Genomic DNA, 16,695 nt, shown 5'->3' with positions numbered 1-16,695 from the left:
GGCCGACCGTTGCAGTTCACTCTGCTGAACCACGCGGCTCGTTCATGTGGGAGCTTAAATTTATGCACTCGAAGATAAGCAGGAAAGCCTTCTGTAAGGTAGATAACCTCACACTGCTCGCTCGCTGCTGAGTGTTTTCATTACTGCGCAAGCAGAGAAGCAAGCGAAGCTGCCTCTGATACACTTCGCGACAAATCTCTCTCGAACCTTGCCGCAGTGTTCGTATATTTCAATCAAGTATGAGCAACACCCCCCATATTCTGGTGGTCGACGATCACCGTGAAATCCGGTCTGCGGTCACACGTTACCTGGAGAAAAACGGCATGCGGTCCTCCGCCGCCAAAGACGCCGAAGAAATGGATGCGATGCTCACTTCCGGAAGCTTCGATCTGGTTGTTCTGGATGTGATGATGCCAGGTGAGGACGGGCTGTCTGTTTGCAAACGCTTGTCTCAAGAAGGGCAATTGCCTGTGCTGCTGTTGACCGCCTTGGGCGAGGAGCACGATCGGATCACCGGGCTGGAGACCGGTGCAGACGATTACTTGGCCAAACCCTTTAACCCGCGCGAGCTGCTGGCTCGCATCCGGGCAATCCTGCGCCGTACAGCAAAGGAAGAACCACCCGCAGGCCGATTAGCAGGAAAACGTGTGAAATTCGGGCAATGGGTCTTGGATAGCGACAGGCGGGTGATCCTCGACAGCGCAGGACAAGAGACGGCTTTGACCGGCTCCGAATTCAAGCTGTTAGTCGCGCTGCTAGAGCGTAACCGCCTGGTACTGAGCCGCGATCAGTTGATGGATCTGACCGCTGGCCGGGCAGCGGCGCCAATGGATCGGACAATTGACAACCAGATCAGCCGCCTCCGCCGCAAGATAGAGAGTGATCCCTTGCGCCCGCGCCTGATTACCACGGTTCGCAATGGCGGATACTGCCTGTCCGTGGATATTGAGGTTTTGGATCAATGAGTTTTGTTCCGCGCAGATTGCGGTCGCAGTTAGTGCTTTTGGTCGTGCTGGCGCTGGCCGCCGCACAAGGCGTAAGCCTGTTTTTCTTGTCTGGGGAACGCAGCCTAGCGATCCGGGCTGCGATGAGCACCGAGGCAGCCGGCAGGGCAGCCAATGTCGCGAGGCTGATTGAAGAAGCTCCCCCGTCCCTCCATCCCTCGATTGTCCGGGCTGCCAATTCTCCCCTGGTGCGTTTCGAACTTAGCGGCAGCCCGGCCGTAACGCACACTTCACATGACACTGATGGTGCTGCCGAGGCACGGGTTCGCGCACTTCTGGGTGGAGACACCAACCGGGAGATCCGGGCTGAACTGCACGAGACTGATAGTGCTGGACTGCCACTTCCCTATCTGGAACCAGAGATGGCTGAGATCCATCGGGAAATGATGCGCGGCCAGATGCTGGCAATTGAATTGAACCTGTCAATTGCGCTGAGCGATGGCCAATGGCTGAACGCAGAGACATTGTTCGAGCGGCCACCGCTGCAATGGTCCTTACAGCCGACGATCACCTTTGCCCTCAGCGCAGGCTTCATCCTGGCTGCAATTTTTCTGTTTGTGCTGACCCGTGTCACGGCTCCGCTGCGCATGCTTTCCTCAGCGGCTGAAAACCTGGGGGGTGAGGAAGCTACTGAACCGCTTCCCGCAGACGGGCCTCTGGAGGTACAAGAACTCATCTGTGCGTTCAACAGGATGCAGCATCGAATAACCAGCCTCGTAGCCGAGCGCACCCGGATGCTGGCCGCCTTAGGCCACGACCTGCGCTCGCCGCTGACAGCAATGCGGGTGCGGGCAGAGTTTGTGGAAGACGGTGAAACCCGCAGTAGCATGATATCCCTTATCGGGGAGATGCAGAGCATGGTCGAAACAACACTCTCCTTTGCCCGTGGTTTGGCGGACGCAGAAAAGCCTGAAGACTGCGAGCTGGGCAGTTTTCTCCAGGCTTTACGAAACGACATGCTGAACGGTTTTGAACTGCTGCCTGGGGATCCCGTCCAGATCTGCCTGCGGCAGAACGCCATGCGCAGGGCTCTGCGCAATGTGATTGAAAACGCGCTGAGGTATGGCGGCGCGGCGCAGGTTGAATATCGATTACAGGACGGTGGCGCCGTAATCACTGTGTCGGACCCAGGACCGGGTATTCCGGAAACTGACTTGGAGCGTGTATTCGATCCCTTCACGCGATTGGAAGACTCTCGCTCGCTTGAAACGGGCGGGCACGGGCTGGGGCTGTCGATTGCCCGCACCATCCTGCGCGCGCATGGCGGCAGCCTCACATTGCGCAACCAGACGGAGGGCGGTCTCTGCGCCGTGCTGAAGCTGCCGCTTGGACAGTGAGACCGGCTATATTCGGATACATACCGATACAAATCACCGGCCGTACAGGCGTTGACCTTCCTGCGCTGGAAGGCCGCAAATCTATTGGCCGCTAGGACAGCTCCCGCAACGGTGGCGGCTTTGACAATTGGATGGGGAAGACATGAACAGAACGGGCCTTTTGCTTGCAACAGCGCTGATTGCCATCGGCGGATTTGCCATGTGGGGCGTTTCCCGACCAACAGAGCAGAACCCGGAAGCAGCGGAAGCCATATTGGAGGGCGTGGCTATTGTTGAGGTGAAGTTGCCCAAGACCCTTTCTGAAAACGCTCAGATCGGAAAACGCATCTTTGAAGCCAAATGCGCATCCTGCCATGGCGAAAACGCCGCTGGTCACGAAGGGGTTGCCCCACCGCTGGTTCACAAGATCTATGAGCCAAGCCACCACTCCGATACCGCATTCCTGCTGGCTGCCAAAAACGGCGTACGAGCACATCACTGGCGGTTCGGAAACATGCCGCCAGTGCCCGGGGTGACTGATGGCGAAGTCAACCTGGTGACACGCTACGTGCGCGAGCTGCAGCGCGCAAACGGGATCCACTGAGATCGGACAGACTTGTCTGCATAGCTTTTTCCGCCAGAAGGCCAGGCAGCAGCGCTGCTGGACGTCAGCTTTTCACTGCCGACTTTAAATCCGCTTGCTGCTGTTCCAACAGAAACCCTAGAATCTCCTTGTAGCGTATCCGTGTGTCTTCGAGCTGCTGGTAAAAGCGGAACAGCTCTTTCAGCGGAGCCGAGAAATCCTTATGCGCCGCCAGTACCGCGATCAGAGCGCCCAGAGTGATGCGTTCCTCAAGCACAAAGTACCCGCCTAGCGAATAGAAGAGGAACGGCGTCAGCGCGGTCAGAAAATTGTTCAACGCCTTGGCAAAGAACTTCACCCGGTGGATCCGCCTGCGGATCGCTTCCAACTGCCGCAACGAGGCCATTGTATGCAGCACATCTCTGGGGCGGTCCTGCGCCGGGTTCAGCTGTTCCGTTAGACCGCGGGTAAGTCTCCGCATCTCCTGAATACGTTCCCGGCTCAGCCGGTTCACGATCCGCTGCAGATAGGGCAGCAGAAACAGTTGCAGCGGCAGAATAGTCAGCGCTGCAGCACCCAGGATCGGATCCTGAATGAACATGAACAGCAGGATCGTAAGCAACGTTCCGCCCTGGGTCACTGGAAGCGCAACCAGATCCGCTGCAAAGCCGCCAATCGGCTCTGCTTCCTGCCCTAAAATTTGCGAAAGCTCGCTTTTTCGCGGGCGGCCGGCTTGTTTGCGCCAACGACAATAGATGAGCAGCCGGAGACGTCTGAGACAGCGTTCGGCAAGCCGCCCTTTCAGCACATTCAGCAGGTACTTCCCGACACCGTTCAGCGTGATTGCCAGCAGAAAAACACCGCTCAGAACTGCCAGATGCTGTGTAGCAGTCAGATCATATCCCAACAGGCTCAGCGGTGCGTGCGATTTGCTCAGGACGTTGTTCACGATCTGCTTGGGCAGTTCCAGCGATAGATACAACACAGGCAATAAGGACAGGCTCAGAAGCAGAAGGAAAAACTGCTGCCGGCGCGTGGTCCGGGCAATGTGGGTAATTAGGTTCCGGTCTAGACCAGCGATGGACACGGTCGTAGGGGGCACCAGGCTAGCGGAGGAACGCGCAAGCCGCAGATGGAGCGCCCGGCCAAGCAGCGTAGCCGCAGAGATTGCCAGCAGAGCCGGGGCCAGCAGCAATACCAGATGCATCGCCGGATGCACCCATTCCGGAGAGGCTTCATCGTAGCTGAAGCCCAGCCAATTCGCGGCCTCATGGGCGAAAGAATGGTAGTGCGGGAACCTGTGCTCGGGCGGCATCGAAATAAGTCTGCTGAGATAGAGGGAAATGCGGCAGCCCCATTGGAGCTGCCGCGCTGCGGTGCTGCTGCCTGAGGGGCGAGGCAGCGGCACTCAGCAAATCATTGAACCGTAACCTGGCCGTACATGCCGGATTCATAGTGCCCCGGGATCAGGCAGGCGAATTCGAATGTGCCGCCATTGCTGAAGTTCCAAATAACTTCGCCGCGTTTGCCGGGTGCCAGGGTGACAGCGTTCGGCGTGTTGTGTTGCTCCATCCCTCCGGCCATAGCCTGCTTGTGCATGGCATTGCGCTCCGGCGTGTCCAGGACGAACTCGTGATCCAGCTCGCCCTCATTCACCACCATAATGCGGATGGTTTCCCCCTGTTTGAACTCCATGGCCGAGGGGGTGAAGATCATATCGCCATCATCGGTTTCCTCCATCGCCACCTTCACGGTGCGGCTGACCTCGCTGAGCTTGCCTGGCACGCCCGCGGCCATCTGTTCACCGTGGCTGCTATGGGCGCCATGGCCGTCGCCGTGGCCCGATACACCAGCCAGAACAGGCGTGCCGGCCAGGACGGCCAGCGCCGCTGAAAGGAAAAGCTTCTTCATTGGTATCTCCTTGATTTTATGAGGGGGAATTGCCCTTCCGCCGCCAGGTTCACGGCGGGAAGGGAGTGCGTCCGGCCGGACTGCCCCGGCCGGGCGCAGGGGCTTCAGAACATCAGGCGGGTCCCGAAGACGACGGAGAACACGCCGTTCTCTTCACCATTGACGCGCAGCAGATCCGCTGTGCCGCCAAAGGATTCCTCGTAGTTGATGCCGACATAGGGAGAGACCGCCCGGTCGATCAGGTCATAGCTGAGCCGCAGCCCGGCCTCGACCGTGGCGCCGCCAGCGGCCTGATCGTAGGCCAGGTCGTCCTGCAGCGGCAGCGTCAGCTCCAGGCTCGGGACCAGGACCAGACGGTTGGTCAGCAGCGCCTCATACTCGCCCTCAAAGCGGAAGAACGAATGGTCCGACAGGTAGAGATCGGCATCGATCTCGAACCATTGCGGCGCCAGCCCTTTCAGGCCCAGCACCGCGTTATAGCGGTCCGGCAGCCCGTCCGGCGTGCTGGCTTGCACCCCGACCACCGCATCAAAGAAGGTGGAAACCGGGAACTGAAGCCGCAGCTGGTTTTCCAGAGCTTCGAACTCGCCCGATCCCTGAACCCGCTCGCCTTCGCTGCGCCAGACAAGTTTCAACTCATCGGTGCCGATCAGGGTGTCGAAATCCCAGACGAACGCGTCCGCGCCGTCGTTCTGCCGGTACTCTAGCTGCTCAGCCTGAAAGCCGTAGATCAGCTGCTCTGCTCCGGCAGGGGCGGACCAAAGTGCCACCGCGCTGGCCGCGGCAAACGCCGCGTTGCGTGTCTTGCTCATGTTTACGTCTCTTTCTGATCTTGCAGGGTTAAGCCGGGCCGCCTTCCACGATCACTTTGCGGAACATGCCCGCGTCGGCGTGGTAGGAGAGATGGCAGTGGAAGGCCCACTGGCCGGTCACATCGACTTCGGTTTCGGTGTAGACGGTGGTGCCCGGCGCGACGCTGACGGTGTGCTTGATCGGATCCCTGCGGCCTTTGCCGGTGTCCACGATCGTCCACATGCCATGCAGGTGCATCGGGTGGGCCATCATGGTTTCGTTGACGAATTTGAACCGCACCCGCTCGCCGTATTTCAGCCGCAGCGGTTCGGCCTCCGACAGTTTCTTGCCGTTGATCGACCAGATGTAGCGCTCCATGTTGCCGGTGAGGCGCAGCTCGATTTCCCGTGTCGCAGGACGGTCTCTATAGAGTGGCCGGCGGGCGCTGAGGTCATCGTAGGACAGGAACTTGCCGCCGTTTGCCGCGCTTGGGGTAAGGCCGCTGCCCGCCGCATAGAACCCTTCCTGTTCGCCAGCCATCGCCATTTGATGCCCGCCATGGTTCATCCCGGCCATGCCGCTGTCTTTGGACGCCTTGGCCCCTCCCATGCTGTGCTGGCTGTGGTCCATACCCGCCATCGGCTCTGCCTTGGCAGGCGCGGCCATATTGTGCTGGCTGTGGTCCATTCCTGCCATGGACTGGCTGTCCGAGGCGGCCTGCATCTGATGCTGGCTGTGATCCATGCCCGGCATCATCATCACGCTGTCGGACGAGCCTGTGTCGCTGCGCATCACATGGCCTTCCATGCCCATGCCGCCCATCATGCCGGCCATATCGGCCATCGTCAGCCGCGGCTTGGGCCGCATCGCGGGGACCGGCCCGGCCAGGCCCTCGCGCGGCGCCAGGGTGCCGCGCACCATCGCGGTGCGGCCCATGGATTCCGCCACAATGCTGTAGGCGCGGCTTTCGCGGGGCTGAACGATCACGTCATAGGTCTCTGCCACCGCAATCCGCAGCTCATCCACGGTGACCGGCTTCACGTCATTGCCGTCAGCCTGCACCACGGTCATCTTCAGCCCCGGTATCCGCACATCGAAATAGGCCATCGCGGAGGAGTTGATCAGCCGCAGCCGGACTTTCTCGCCCGGCCTAAACAGCCCGGTCCAGTTCTGCGCCGTGCTCTGGCCGTTGATCATCGGGGTAAAGCCCTGAACATCCTCGATGTCAGTCGGCATCATTCGCATCCGGCCCCACATCTTGCGGTCTTCCAACGCCGCCTTCAGGCCCATGCTGCCGGAATCCTGGATCAAGTCCTGCAGCGTGCGCTGCGAGCGGTTGTAGTAATCCGCCGACATCTTGAGGTTCCGCATGATCCGCTTGCCGCGGTGCGGGTGGGTGTCCGTCAGCTGCAACACATAGTCGCGGTCCGCCCGCACTGTTTCACCGCGTTTTGGCTCGATGACGATGGCACCATAGGCCCCGTCCGGCTCCTGAAAGCCGGAGTGGCTGTGGAACCAGTAAGTACCGGCCTGCACGATCGGGAACTTGTAGGTGAAGGTTTCGCCCGGCTTGATACCGTCAAAGCTGATCTTCGGCACCCCGTCCTGGTCAAACGGCAGGATCAGCCCGTGCCAGTGAATCGAGGTGTCCTCGCGCAGGTTGTTGGTCACATTGAGGGTGATCTCCTCGCCTTCCTTAAAGCGCAGGATGGTCGGCGTCTGGCTGTTGTTGTAGCCGACACCGGACTTGCGGAAGTCTCCGGCGTCGATGCGGATTTTGTCCACGGTGATGTCATAGGTCCCGGCCTGGGCCGAGGCAGCCGCGGACAGGGCAAGGGCGGCGCCGGCAATGGCCGTGCGCCAAGGTGCGATGGGTGGCATCGTCAGTCCTTTGGTCTGTTGAGATGTTGGTCCGGTCATCCCCTGCAAGCATCCGCAAGCGCAATTTTTTACGCGCCGGGATCAACCGATGCAGCGTTCACTCATAGAGCGGCGCAATTGCACGCTGCTGAAGTCCTCAAGCAGAGGGAATGGCAAGCAGTGGGTTCAAGTGCTTGGGATCATACTTTGGGAGGTGGAAGGTGGGCTTCGGGCGCCACGGAAGCCAGGCCAAAATCATTCAGGACGACCGCCAGCTTTCCTGCTTTTCCGATGATGGACACCTGTTGCCAAACCTGAAGTGCAACCGGGACTTCACAGGCCGCAGCCTTGTGGCATAGGCCGGTGCTGGAATGGCTGTGCCCGTCTGCCGTTTCATGCTGGGCAACAGTAACAGCTTCAGCCCGATTTTCTATTTCTGCAGTCAGGGGCGCGAAAAGTGCGGACAGCGCCAGCAACAACGCCAGCGTCAATGATGTCCACAATTTTCCCGCTTTTGAGCGCATAAAACAGTTCCGTTTGCTTTCGCTCTATCTAGCTAGCCAGTGCGGGTCTCCAACTCAAGGATACGTTTTGATACATTTGCAAACCGGGTGCGCATTCGTCAGTTCGCCACAAAACGTTCAGCACATTTGCGGCCTTCTGAGCAGAGAGCGATCATCAGTGCTTCTAGGAAAAGAAAGGCTGAGGAGATCCCAAACGATGCGCAGGGAAGCTGTTGCCCAGGCTTGGCAGACAACGCGCCCAAGGCACTACTCCAGTGTCACTAGCTAGGGACCAGGGAGCCTGATGGCCTTTATTTCGCACCGGGAGGGGTTGCGCCGAAGAAAATTTCCATTATGTGCCACGCTATGGCAGTTACTGGGTTCAGGAGTGACTTTGGTCGGTTGATACGCGCCGTTGCGTCAACCATCCTTGTTGCTGTGGTTCTCCTGAATACACTTGCGACAATTTCTGCTCATGCATCGCCTCCCGCAAATGCCGTCACCGCTGTTTCTGACGTACAGCACGAGACATGCACTTTGCACAAAGCGGCAAAAAGAGTGCAGCACAGGCACCATCAAAAGGGCGCCTGCGAAATCCCTGATGAAGAACGGCACGCCACTTGTTCGGTGGCCGTTTGCTGTTTTCACGAATTCAACGCAGCACCAATTCTGTCTGTTGAGCGCCGCCTGGTAACTGTTCAACTCGTGATAGCGAGCTCGACTGGAGTAATTTCCAGGTCAGAACTCCCGCATGATCGTCCTCCCCGTTCAATCTGATTGAATCCGCTTGGCGCTCAATCGAGTGCGCCATCTGTTTCTGATCAGACAAGGTTTGCATGCTGCAAGCCAGAACGAGGTATTCCATGCGTGGACGCTATTTTGCTCTCGGTATTCTTGCGCTTGCTGCAGGGGTTGCGGGAGGCATCTCTCTCGAAAGACTTTTCCTCAACCCGTCATCAATGACCGGGGCAAACGAGGCCGAGATCTTGTATTGGGTTGCACCGATGGATCCGAACTTCCGGCAACCAGGGCCGGGTAAATCGCCAATGGGGATGGACCTTGTCCCTGTATATGCAGGCCAAGAGCCTTCCGGGGACCCTGCAGAAGTGCAGCTATCTGCGGCAGAGATTAACGCCATTGGCGTCCGCACCGCGATTTCACGCATGTCCGAGGTGTCCGGAAAGATCGAAACCGTTGGCTTTGTTGGCTATGACGAGCACCGGACAAGCCATGTTCACACTCGTGTGGACGGTTGGATCGAAAAGCTGAACGTGCGCGCTGTCGGAGACCCCGTTCAAAAGGGCGATGTCTTGTTTGAGATGTTTTCGCCACAGATCGGCTCGTCAGCCGGCGACCTGGTTCGCGCCATCGAGGCAGGAAACCCTCAGATCATTGATGCCGCCCGTAACAAGCTGCGCAGTCACGGCATGTCTGACAGGCAGATCGAGCGTATAGAAGCCAGCCGTACTCCTGAGCGCAACATTGAAGTCGAGGCTCCGCAGGACGGTGTTGTGATTTCACTTGAGGCTGCAGACGGAATGTTTCTGCAGCCCGGCACACGCGCTGCATCGCTGACAGAACTTTCAACTGTGTGGCTGATAGTCGATGTGTTTGAGCGCGACATTGCAAAGCTGACTGACAATATGCTTGCCGAAGCGCGGTTTGAGCATTTGCCTGGCCGGGTTTTCAAAGGTTCAGTTGACTACATCTACCCTGAACTTGACGCAGTAACCCGAACGCTTCCCGTTCGCTTGCAATTTGACAACTCCGACATGCTGCTACGCCCGAACATGTTCGGCACGGTCAGCCTGATCCCCTCAGAAAACCGCATGGCGCTGACTGTCCCAACCGAGGCTATCATTCGCACCGGGACTGCAGAACGGGTGATACTGAAAACCGGGGATGGCACTTTCAAACCCCGCCTCATTACAGCGGGACTACGCGACAATTTTGGTGACGGCGGGCGTACAGAAGTTGCACAGGGATTGGAGCCTGGAGAAGAGGTTGTAGCCTCCGCTCAATTCCTGATCGACAGCGAAAGCGCGCTGAGCGCCGGACTTATGCGCATGGCGCCGACTGATGAAGCTCCTGCACGTGGATCAGGAGAGTTGGTTGCTCTGGATTTTGAGTCCCGTATGGCAAAGATCCGGCACGGTGCTCTAGACAGCCTCGACTGGCCAGAAATGACGTCTAGTTTCCCGATCCGGGCTGATGTTTCTCTTTCGCGTTTGGTTGAAGGTCAGCAGGTGTCGTTTCGGCTGTCTCGTGGAGCAGATGGCCTGCTAGGGCTCATTGAGCTTGGTCCAGACGACGGTGTTGCTGCCACAGGCACCGGTATTGTGAGCAGCGTCACAGCAGAGGGAAAGCTGTCGCTCTCACATGACCCCATTCCTGAACTCGGCTGGCCTGCAATGCAAATGGATATGCCAGTGGCAGGTCTAGACACTGCCGAAGTACCCATGGATGTGCCAGTCGAGTTCGATCTCTCAAAAAGTGATGACGGGATGTTCACCATTGTCGCAGTCCGGGCTGCAGGCGCCCCGCCCTCAGCCGGCTCTGCCCCAGAGGCGAGTGAACCAGAGACCTCCAAGGCTGCTTCAGATGTTCTCGTTTCAGGAACCATTGACCAGGTCGACGCAGAATCCCGCATGGCCACGATAACCCACGGCCCTATCACGGAAATTGGCATGCCAGGCATGACCATGAGTTTTGCAGTGAGTGAAGAGCTGGAAATTACCAGCCTTCCGGTCGGCTATGAATTGGCTCTGACATTTGCGCGTCCAGACGGCATGACCATGGTGCTCACCGGGGTGGAAACCGCCTCACCGCCGATGGAGGTGCTGGGCAAAATCAATAGCGTCGACTCCGAAACGCGAACCGCGAACATCACGCATGGCCCAGTGACGCAGATTGGCATGCCAGGTATGACCATGGACTTCTCGATTGATCCAGCCCTCGACTTAGCTGGATTGCCGTCCGGACAAGAAGTGACTCTGCTTTTCACCCAGAACGCAGACTTCTCAATGACCCTGGTAGGCACAAAGCCGGTTGAGGTGACGCAATGATCGCTTCTGTTATCCGGGCGTCTGTTGCAAATCGCTTCGTCGTTCTTGCACTTGCAGTCATGATGGGCGTGATTGGTGTCTGGGCGATCCGCGAAACCCCCGTAGATGCTATTCCCGACTTGTCGGATGTTCAGGTCATTGTCCGCACGCCTTATGCCGGGCAAGCCCCTCAGGTCGTTGAAGATCAGGTCACTTTCCCCATTGCCACTGCCATGCTCGCTGTGCCCGGAGCCAGTGATGTGAGAGGCTTTTCCTTTTTCGGCGACAGCTACGTCTATGTCGTTTTTGAGGACGGCACTGACCTTTACTGGGCGCGCACCCGTGTGCTCGAATATCTGGGTCAGATTACTGCGAACCTTCCAGAAGGGGTTTCGCCCCAGCTCGGGCCGGATGCAACCGGTGTCGGCTGGATCTACCAATATACGCTTATTGACCGGACTGGCGGGCACGACCTGGCCCAACTGCGGACACTCCAGGACTGGTTTCTGAAGTATGAGCTGCAAACCGTCGACGGTGTGTCCGAGGTCGCAACCATCGGCGGCATGGTCAAACAGTATCAGGTCGTTGTGGACCCGAACAAACTGCGCGCCTTTGACGTCACCCTGCCGCAGATCCGCAGTGCCATTCAAAACGCCAACCGCGAGACCGGTGGTTCCGTGATTGAAATGGGCGAAGCGGAATTCATGATCCGCTCTACTGGCTATGTTGATGAACTGGCAGACCTGGCCAAAGCACCCCTCATGGTCAACGAACGCGGTGCAGCACTGACAGTTGGCGACGTGGCAGACATCCGCCTGGGTCCGGAAATGCGACGCGGCGTCGGGGAGTTTAACGGCGAAGGCGATGCCGTTGGCGGTGTCGTTATCCTGCGCTGGGGCGGGAACGCCCTGGCTACAATCAAAGCTGTTGAGGCGCGTATCGAAGAGTTGCGGGCAAACCTGCCCGAAGGGGTTGAGCTAGTCACAACTTACAACCGCGCGGGTGTTATCGAGCGTGCAATCGAGAATCTCGAAACAAAGCTGACCGAAGAATTTATCGTTGTCGTTTTGGTATGTGCAGCCTTCCTGCTGCACATCCGCTCGTCCCTGGTGATCCTTCTGTCACTGCCTCTCGGCATCTTTGCAGCCTTCATCATCATGAAGCTGCAGGGGGTGAATGCCAACATCATGAGTTTGGGCGGGATTGCCATCGCCATCGGCGCGATGGTGGACGCGGCTATCGTGATGATCGAAGCTATGCACCGAAGGCTAGAGAAGGAAAAGCTGACCAATCAAAACCGCTGGCGCCTCGTCACCGAATGCGCAACCGAAGTGGGACCGGCACTTTTCTTTTCCCTGGCAATCATCACCGTGAGCTTTTTGCCGGTCTTTGTTCTGGAAAGCCAGGAAGGGCGGCTTTTCAAGCCGCTGGCCTTCACAAAGACCTACGCAATGGCAGCGGCGGCGATCCTTTCCATCACGCTGGTGCCAGTTCTGATGGGATACTTTGTGCGCGGCCGGATTCTTTCGGAGCACAAGAACCCTCTGAACCGTATCGTGATCTGGATTTACCGGCCCTTTCTGGATGCTGCTGTCGCGTGGCCGTGGGCCACGACGTTGCTCGCCGGTGTGCTGGTCGCTTCGATGTGGTGGCCGCTGCAGCGTATCGGGACCGAGTTCATGCCAGAGCTGAACGAGGGCGATTTCCTTTACATGCCGACACTGTACCCCGGTGTCTCCATCGGCAAGGCGCGCGAAGTGCTGCAGCAATCCGACCGGCTGATTGCTACGGTCCCTGAGGTCGCGACGGTGCATGGCAAGCTTGGACGCGCCGATACCGCCACGGATCCCGCCCCGCTCACAATGATCGAGACGACGATTCAGCTGAAACCTGAATCCGAATGGCGCGCGGGCATGACGATGGAAGGCATACGCGACGAGCTTGACCGCGCTGTGCAAATTCCTGGTGTGACCAATGTCTGGATTCAGCCGATTAAGAACCGCATCGATATGCTTGCCACAGGGATCAAGACACCCGTCGGTGTCAAAATCTCCGGCGCTGATCTGAGCGTCATCGAGCAGATTGGTGTCGATATCGAACGCGTGGTTGCAGGTATCGACGGCACGGCATCAGCCTATGCAGAGCGGCCTGTAGGAGGGCGGTTTGTGGAGATCGACGTCAACCGAGATGCCGCTGCGCGCTATATGATGAGCGTACGTGAAGTGCAGGATGTTGTTCAGACCGCAATCGGCGGGATGCAGGTGTCGGAATCCGTGGAAGGCCTTGAGCGGTTTCCAATAAACCTTCGCTACCCCCAGGAGTGGCGGAACAGCCCCGAACGCCTGCGGGACCTTCCGGTGGTCACACCGTCCGGCGCGCATATCCCCCTTGGCAACCTGGCAGAGATCAAAGTGGTGGACGGCCCCGGTATGATCCGGTCTGAAAACGCACGCCGCACTGGTTTTGTCTTCATCGACATCGCGGGCCGGGATCTGGGAGGCTACGTAACCGAAGCCCGTCAACTAGTCGCCGATGAGGTGGAATTGCCGCCTGGCTACTCGATTACATGGTCCGGTCAGTACGAGTATATTGAGCGCATGCAGGAGCGGCTGAAGCTGGTAGCGCCGGCAACGCTGCTTATCATCACACTGATGCTCTTTCTAGCCTTCAATCGAGTAATTGAGGTTGGGATCATCCTTGCCGCGTTGCCGGTAGCCCTCGCAGGAGGAGTCTGGTTCCTGTGGTACCTGAGCTTCGACATCTCTGTCGCCGTTCTGGTTGGGTTCATTGCGCTTGCCGGTGTCGCGGTAGAAACCGCGATTGTTATGTTGCTGTATCTCAATCTAGCCTGGGAAAAGCGGAAAATCCTCGCTGCTGAGGCACAGCGCAAGTTGACAACTGATGATGTAGAAGAGGTGGTATTCGAAGGCGCACTTCTACGAGTACGCCCCAAGGTTATGACAGTGGCGACAATTTTCGCCGGCCTAATTCCGATCATGTATGGCCAAGGCACCGGTTCGGAAATCATGCAGCGTATCGCAGCCCCGATGGTTGGCGGGATGGCGACTGCCACACTGCTAACCCTTTTCGTCATTCCTTCCATCTTCGTGATCTGGAAGCGGTTGGCTCTTGCACGGGTCAACCGAACCCTGCTGCAGGAACCCGGCCGAGAGACATCACCGGTACCGGCAGAATAGCCCGAAATGTGAAATCACCCTAAGGAGACAATCCAATGAAAAAACTTGCTGTAACCCTAGTGGCCTCGCTTTTGGCTGCACCAATCGCTGCCGCTCAGACGAGCCATAGCACAATGGACCATTCCAACATGGGGATGAGCGATGCTCAAATGGAAGGTGCTGTTCACACAAAGGCGACAATCAATTCGATTGACGAAAACTCTGCAAACGTCAGTCACGAGCCAATCCCTGAAATCGGTTGGCCTGCGATGACAATGGATCTCAACTTGGCGCCAAATGCTCAGGTGATGGGTGACATATCAGAGGGTGCTTCAGTTACTCTGATGCTGGTCAAGAACGACAACGGAATGTACGAAATCGGCGCGATGATGCCTGAATAGGCAGATAGGTGAGTGGCAGATCACATTGTCTCTGCCACTTGCGAAGACTGCAAATGCAAGGCGGCAACTTTTCCCCTGCTCCGTACAAACCGACGTTTTGCCGTGAAGATCTAGCCATCGAAGCAATTCTAGCGCACATGGTATTGAAAGCTCTCCGCGCTCAGAAGACTGGTTTCTACTTAAAGCTGGTAACGTATAACGCGCTGTAGAAAGTCCGCTTCCCATCCCTCAGGCCTGAGGCAGCCGTTCTTTGTCGCGCTTATCGCACCTGCGGCGAGTGATCGGAAAGCCCCGCCAGCCGCCTTTCTTAGACGGGCCTTGCAATGGCCGCTTAGCGCCGTTTGCGGCCTGCTGCACTCGCAAAGGGCCGCGCGGTGGTTGATGACCGTAAAGGGCTCAACCCGGCCGCTCGCTGCGATGAGCACAGCCAGGCGGTTTGAGCCCTCACCAGTCGTTGCTATTTTGTGCTGCGTGCGCTCGCTGCTAGGATTTTTCTGCACGCGCGCAACTTCTCATGTTGCGGTGCGGCGGCCATTCCGGCCGTTCGCGCACCGCGCAGCACTTTTAAGCTGGGAATTTACAGGTCGCGGACAAAGTTGCCGCTTCCGTTGCCGGAAGCTATGGCTACAGGCTGCTCAAACCGACTTCCTGACCGCCGACCGAGCGCTAAAGCCACTCATCCCGGTCGGGCAGAAAGTGAGAATTTGCTGCGGTTGCTCGGGGTTCGCTTCAGAAAAGCTAAAGCGGGCTCAAGAAGGCGGCGAAGACTTGAACTGCTGATCAGTCATTAAATTCCGAGCGTACCCAAATCCAAAATACGCTAAGAACATCAAGGCGATGTTGATCAGCCCAATGCCCTTTGCTCAAAAAACTTAGGACTTGTTGACGCATTGAGCGTATTCAATCTGAAATTACAAGATGTGATTTTAGGCGCTGCACGCAGTGCCTGTCTGATAATGGTAGGGCTGCTTATTAGCACGCTTCAAGTTCCAAGCGAACCATAAAACAGCTGCTAAAGCCCCAGTTTTGAACGGGTTGCCATAACATTCGAATGAAATTTGTAACCCTTTTTCATCCCGGAATAATCCTTAATTCCAGAGTGTTTTCCAGACAGCGGCCACCATTCCGCGTCATTTGGCCAGCTACGCCAAACTGTTCCCCAGCGGTCGACAACATGAGAAATGCACGTTTGATCGCCAAGGCTCTTTCCTGCCCGGCTGTTGTTGGGCCAATACCAAGACAGCTGGTGGCACAAGCGGCCCTGGGCGTCGACATTCCATTCCCCGGCGCCAAGGCTGTCACTGTTGTCGCCGCACCAGGCGCGGGCTTGCTGATTAGGCGAGTAGTAGATGCCGCCATTGCACCCTTCAGCCCAGATATCAGTATTCCCAGCATAGATTTTCGATACTAGGTGCGGGGGTGCAGGCTTGGCGCTGCGCGGCTTCGGGTCCGCCAGGACAAGAGATGGAATGGTGCCCAAAAGAACGGCGGCCATCAGTTTTACAGATATCTTCATGTGAACCCCACTAAGCGCTCTTGCCCAAACTTGGATTTTCATTCGGTTGAAAACCCCTTGGGTAAAAGGTGATAGAACGCTTCCTAAGAGAAACAATAATTTTTTGTAGAAACTGAATCAAACCTCGCACGTCCCGCCGGATTTTTCACGTAATCCCGATAATCACCAGCTATTGTCTCCGTGTTGGCAACAGCTTGTGCCCGCACGACGCCGGCCTCCTGTGGGAACCTGATTCTAGGGGTGTCCACGGTTCTAGACTGACTCCCGTGCAGCTGTACTTAATGCGGCTTGTGGCAACAGTGCCTTCCAAAGTCATGGAATTGTCGCTTGAACTCGGGGTTCAAAAGGCAATTTCTGCTAAAATTTGAGGAAATTTTGACAAGCCCTCCCTCAATGGGGAAATTGGACGCCATGTAGCCTGATCTGATTGTCATGCGTGGAAGCCTGTGGGGACAGGCACCGCGCAAATTTGACAGCAGTGTTGGCCTGCAAAGGGGTCGGGGGACCGTGGCTGACAGCAGTGTTGATATTTGCTTTGCAGGTGTGTGCCTGGCGGCTTTCGAAGCGCAGTACTGCTGCGTTCGGAGGG

At 57.5% G+C, this 16,695-nt stretch carries 12 protein-coding genes; 6 read left to right on the top strand and 6 right to left on the bottom strand.

Annotation, left to right across the window (positions count from 1 at the left end):
• Positions 1-239 precede the first annotated feature (239 nt).
• From RA24_RS16840 to RA24_RS16830, 3 genes are all read left to right on the top strand, one after another.
• Positions 240-965: a response regulator gene (locus RA24_RS16840; RefSeq protein ID WP_039193109.1), complete on the top strand. Its 726-nt coding sequence runs from the start codon at positions 240-242 to the stop codon at positions 963-965.
• Positions 962-2,341: an ATP-binding protein gene (locus RA24_RS16835; RefSeq protein ID WP_039193107.1), complete on the top strand. Its 1,380-nt coding sequence runs from the start codon at positions 962-964 to the stop codon at positions 2,339-2,341. The genes RA24_RS16840 and RA24_RS16835 overlap by 4 nt, the downstream gene beginning before the upstream one ends.
• A gap of 199 nt (positions 2,342-2,540) precedes the next feature.
• Complete coding sequence (locus tag RA24_RS16830) at positions 2,541-2,924, top strand: c-type cytochrome (protein WP_446720215.1); 384 nt, start codon at positions 2,541-2,543, stop codon at positions 2,922-2,924.
• Between the two features lie 64 nt (positions 2,925-2,988).
• On the opposite strand, the gene RA24_RS16825 is transcribed toward RA24_RS16830, so the two are convergent.
• From RA24_RS16825 to RA24_RS16805, 5 genes are all read right to left on the bottom strand, one after another.
• Positions 2,989-4,218, bottom strand: a complete 1,230-nt coding sequence (locus tag RA24_RS16825) for an ABC transporter transmembrane domain-containing protein (RefSeq protein WP_039193103.1) — start codon at positions 4,216-4,218, stop codon at positions 2,989-2,991.
• Positions 4,219-4,319: 101 nt separating this feature from the next.
• Positions 4,320-4,814 carry a cupredoxin domain-containing protein gene (locus RA24_RS16820; protein ID WP_039193101.1) on the bottom strand — a complete coding sequence of 165 codons (495 nt, stop codon included), beginning with the start codon at positions 4,812-4,814 and terminating at the stop codon, positions 4,320-4,322.
• 104 nt (positions 4,815-4,918) lie between these two features.
• Positions 4,919-5,626, bottom strand: coding sequence for a copper resistance protein B (locus RA24_RS16815; protein WP_052269618.1), 708 nt, complete (start codon positions 5,624-5,626; stop codon positions 4,919-4,921).
• Between the two features lie 28 nt (positions 5,627-5,654).
• Complete coding sequence (locus RA24_RS16810; protein WP_039193100.1) at positions 5,655-7,487, bottom strand: copper resistance system multicopper oxidase; 1,833 nt, start codon at positions 7,485-7,487, stop codon at positions 5,655-5,657.
• A 179-nt stretch (positions 7,488-7,666) separates the two neighbouring features.
• Positions 7,667-7,990, bottom strand: a complete 324-nt coding sequence (locus RA24_RS16805) for a hypothetical protein (RefSeq protein WP_082020379.1) — start codon at positions 7,988-7,990, stop codon at positions 7,667-7,669.
• An 842-nt stretch (positions 7,991-8,832) separates the two neighbouring features.
• On the opposite strand from RA24_RS16805, the gene RA24_RS16795 reads away from it, so the two are divergent.
• The 3 genes from RA24_RS16795 to RA24_RS16785 are packed head-to-tail and all read left to right on the top strand — an operon-like array spanning position 8,833 to position 14,590.
• A complete protein-coding gene (locus RA24_RS16795) occupies positions 8,833-11,034 on the top strand; it encodes an efflux RND transporter periplasmic adaptor subunit (protein WP_039193095.1) in 2,202 nt (733 codons plus the stop codon).
• On the top strand, positions 11,031-14,210 hold the full coding sequence (locus RA24_RS16790; RefSeq protein ID WP_039193093.1) for an efflux RND transporter permease subunit: 3,180 nt from the start codon (positions 11,031-11,033) through the stop codon (positions 14,208-14,210). The genes RA24_RS16795 and RA24_RS16790 overlap by 4 nt, the downstream gene beginning before the upstream one ends.
• 35 nt (positions 14,211-14,245) lie before the next feature.
• Positions 14,246-14,590 (top strand): copper-binding protein, encoded by a 345-nt coding sequence (locus tag RA24_RS16785; RefSeq protein ID WP_039193091.1) that lies wholly within the window; start codon positions 14,246-14,248, stop codon positions 14,588-14,590.
• Between the two features lie 1,012 nt (positions 14,591-15,602).
• Here the strand turns inward: RA24_RS16785 and RA24_RS22050 are convergent.
• Positions 15,603-16,148, bottom strand: coding sequence for a DUF995 domain-containing protein (locus RA24_RS22050; protein WP_241480963.1), 546 nt, complete (start codon positions 16,146-16,148; stop codon positions 15,603-15,605).
• Positions 16,149-16,695 lie beyond the last annotated feature (547 nt).

The organism is Leisingera sp. ANG-M6 (genome assembly GCF_000813905.1).
Taxonomy (GTDB): domain Bacteria; phylum Pseudomonadota; class Alphaproteobacteria; order Rhodobacterales; family Rhodobacteraceae; genus Leisingera.
Note: the sequence above shows the minus strand (reverse complement) of the source record. Positions and strands in the feature narration are given on the sequence as shown.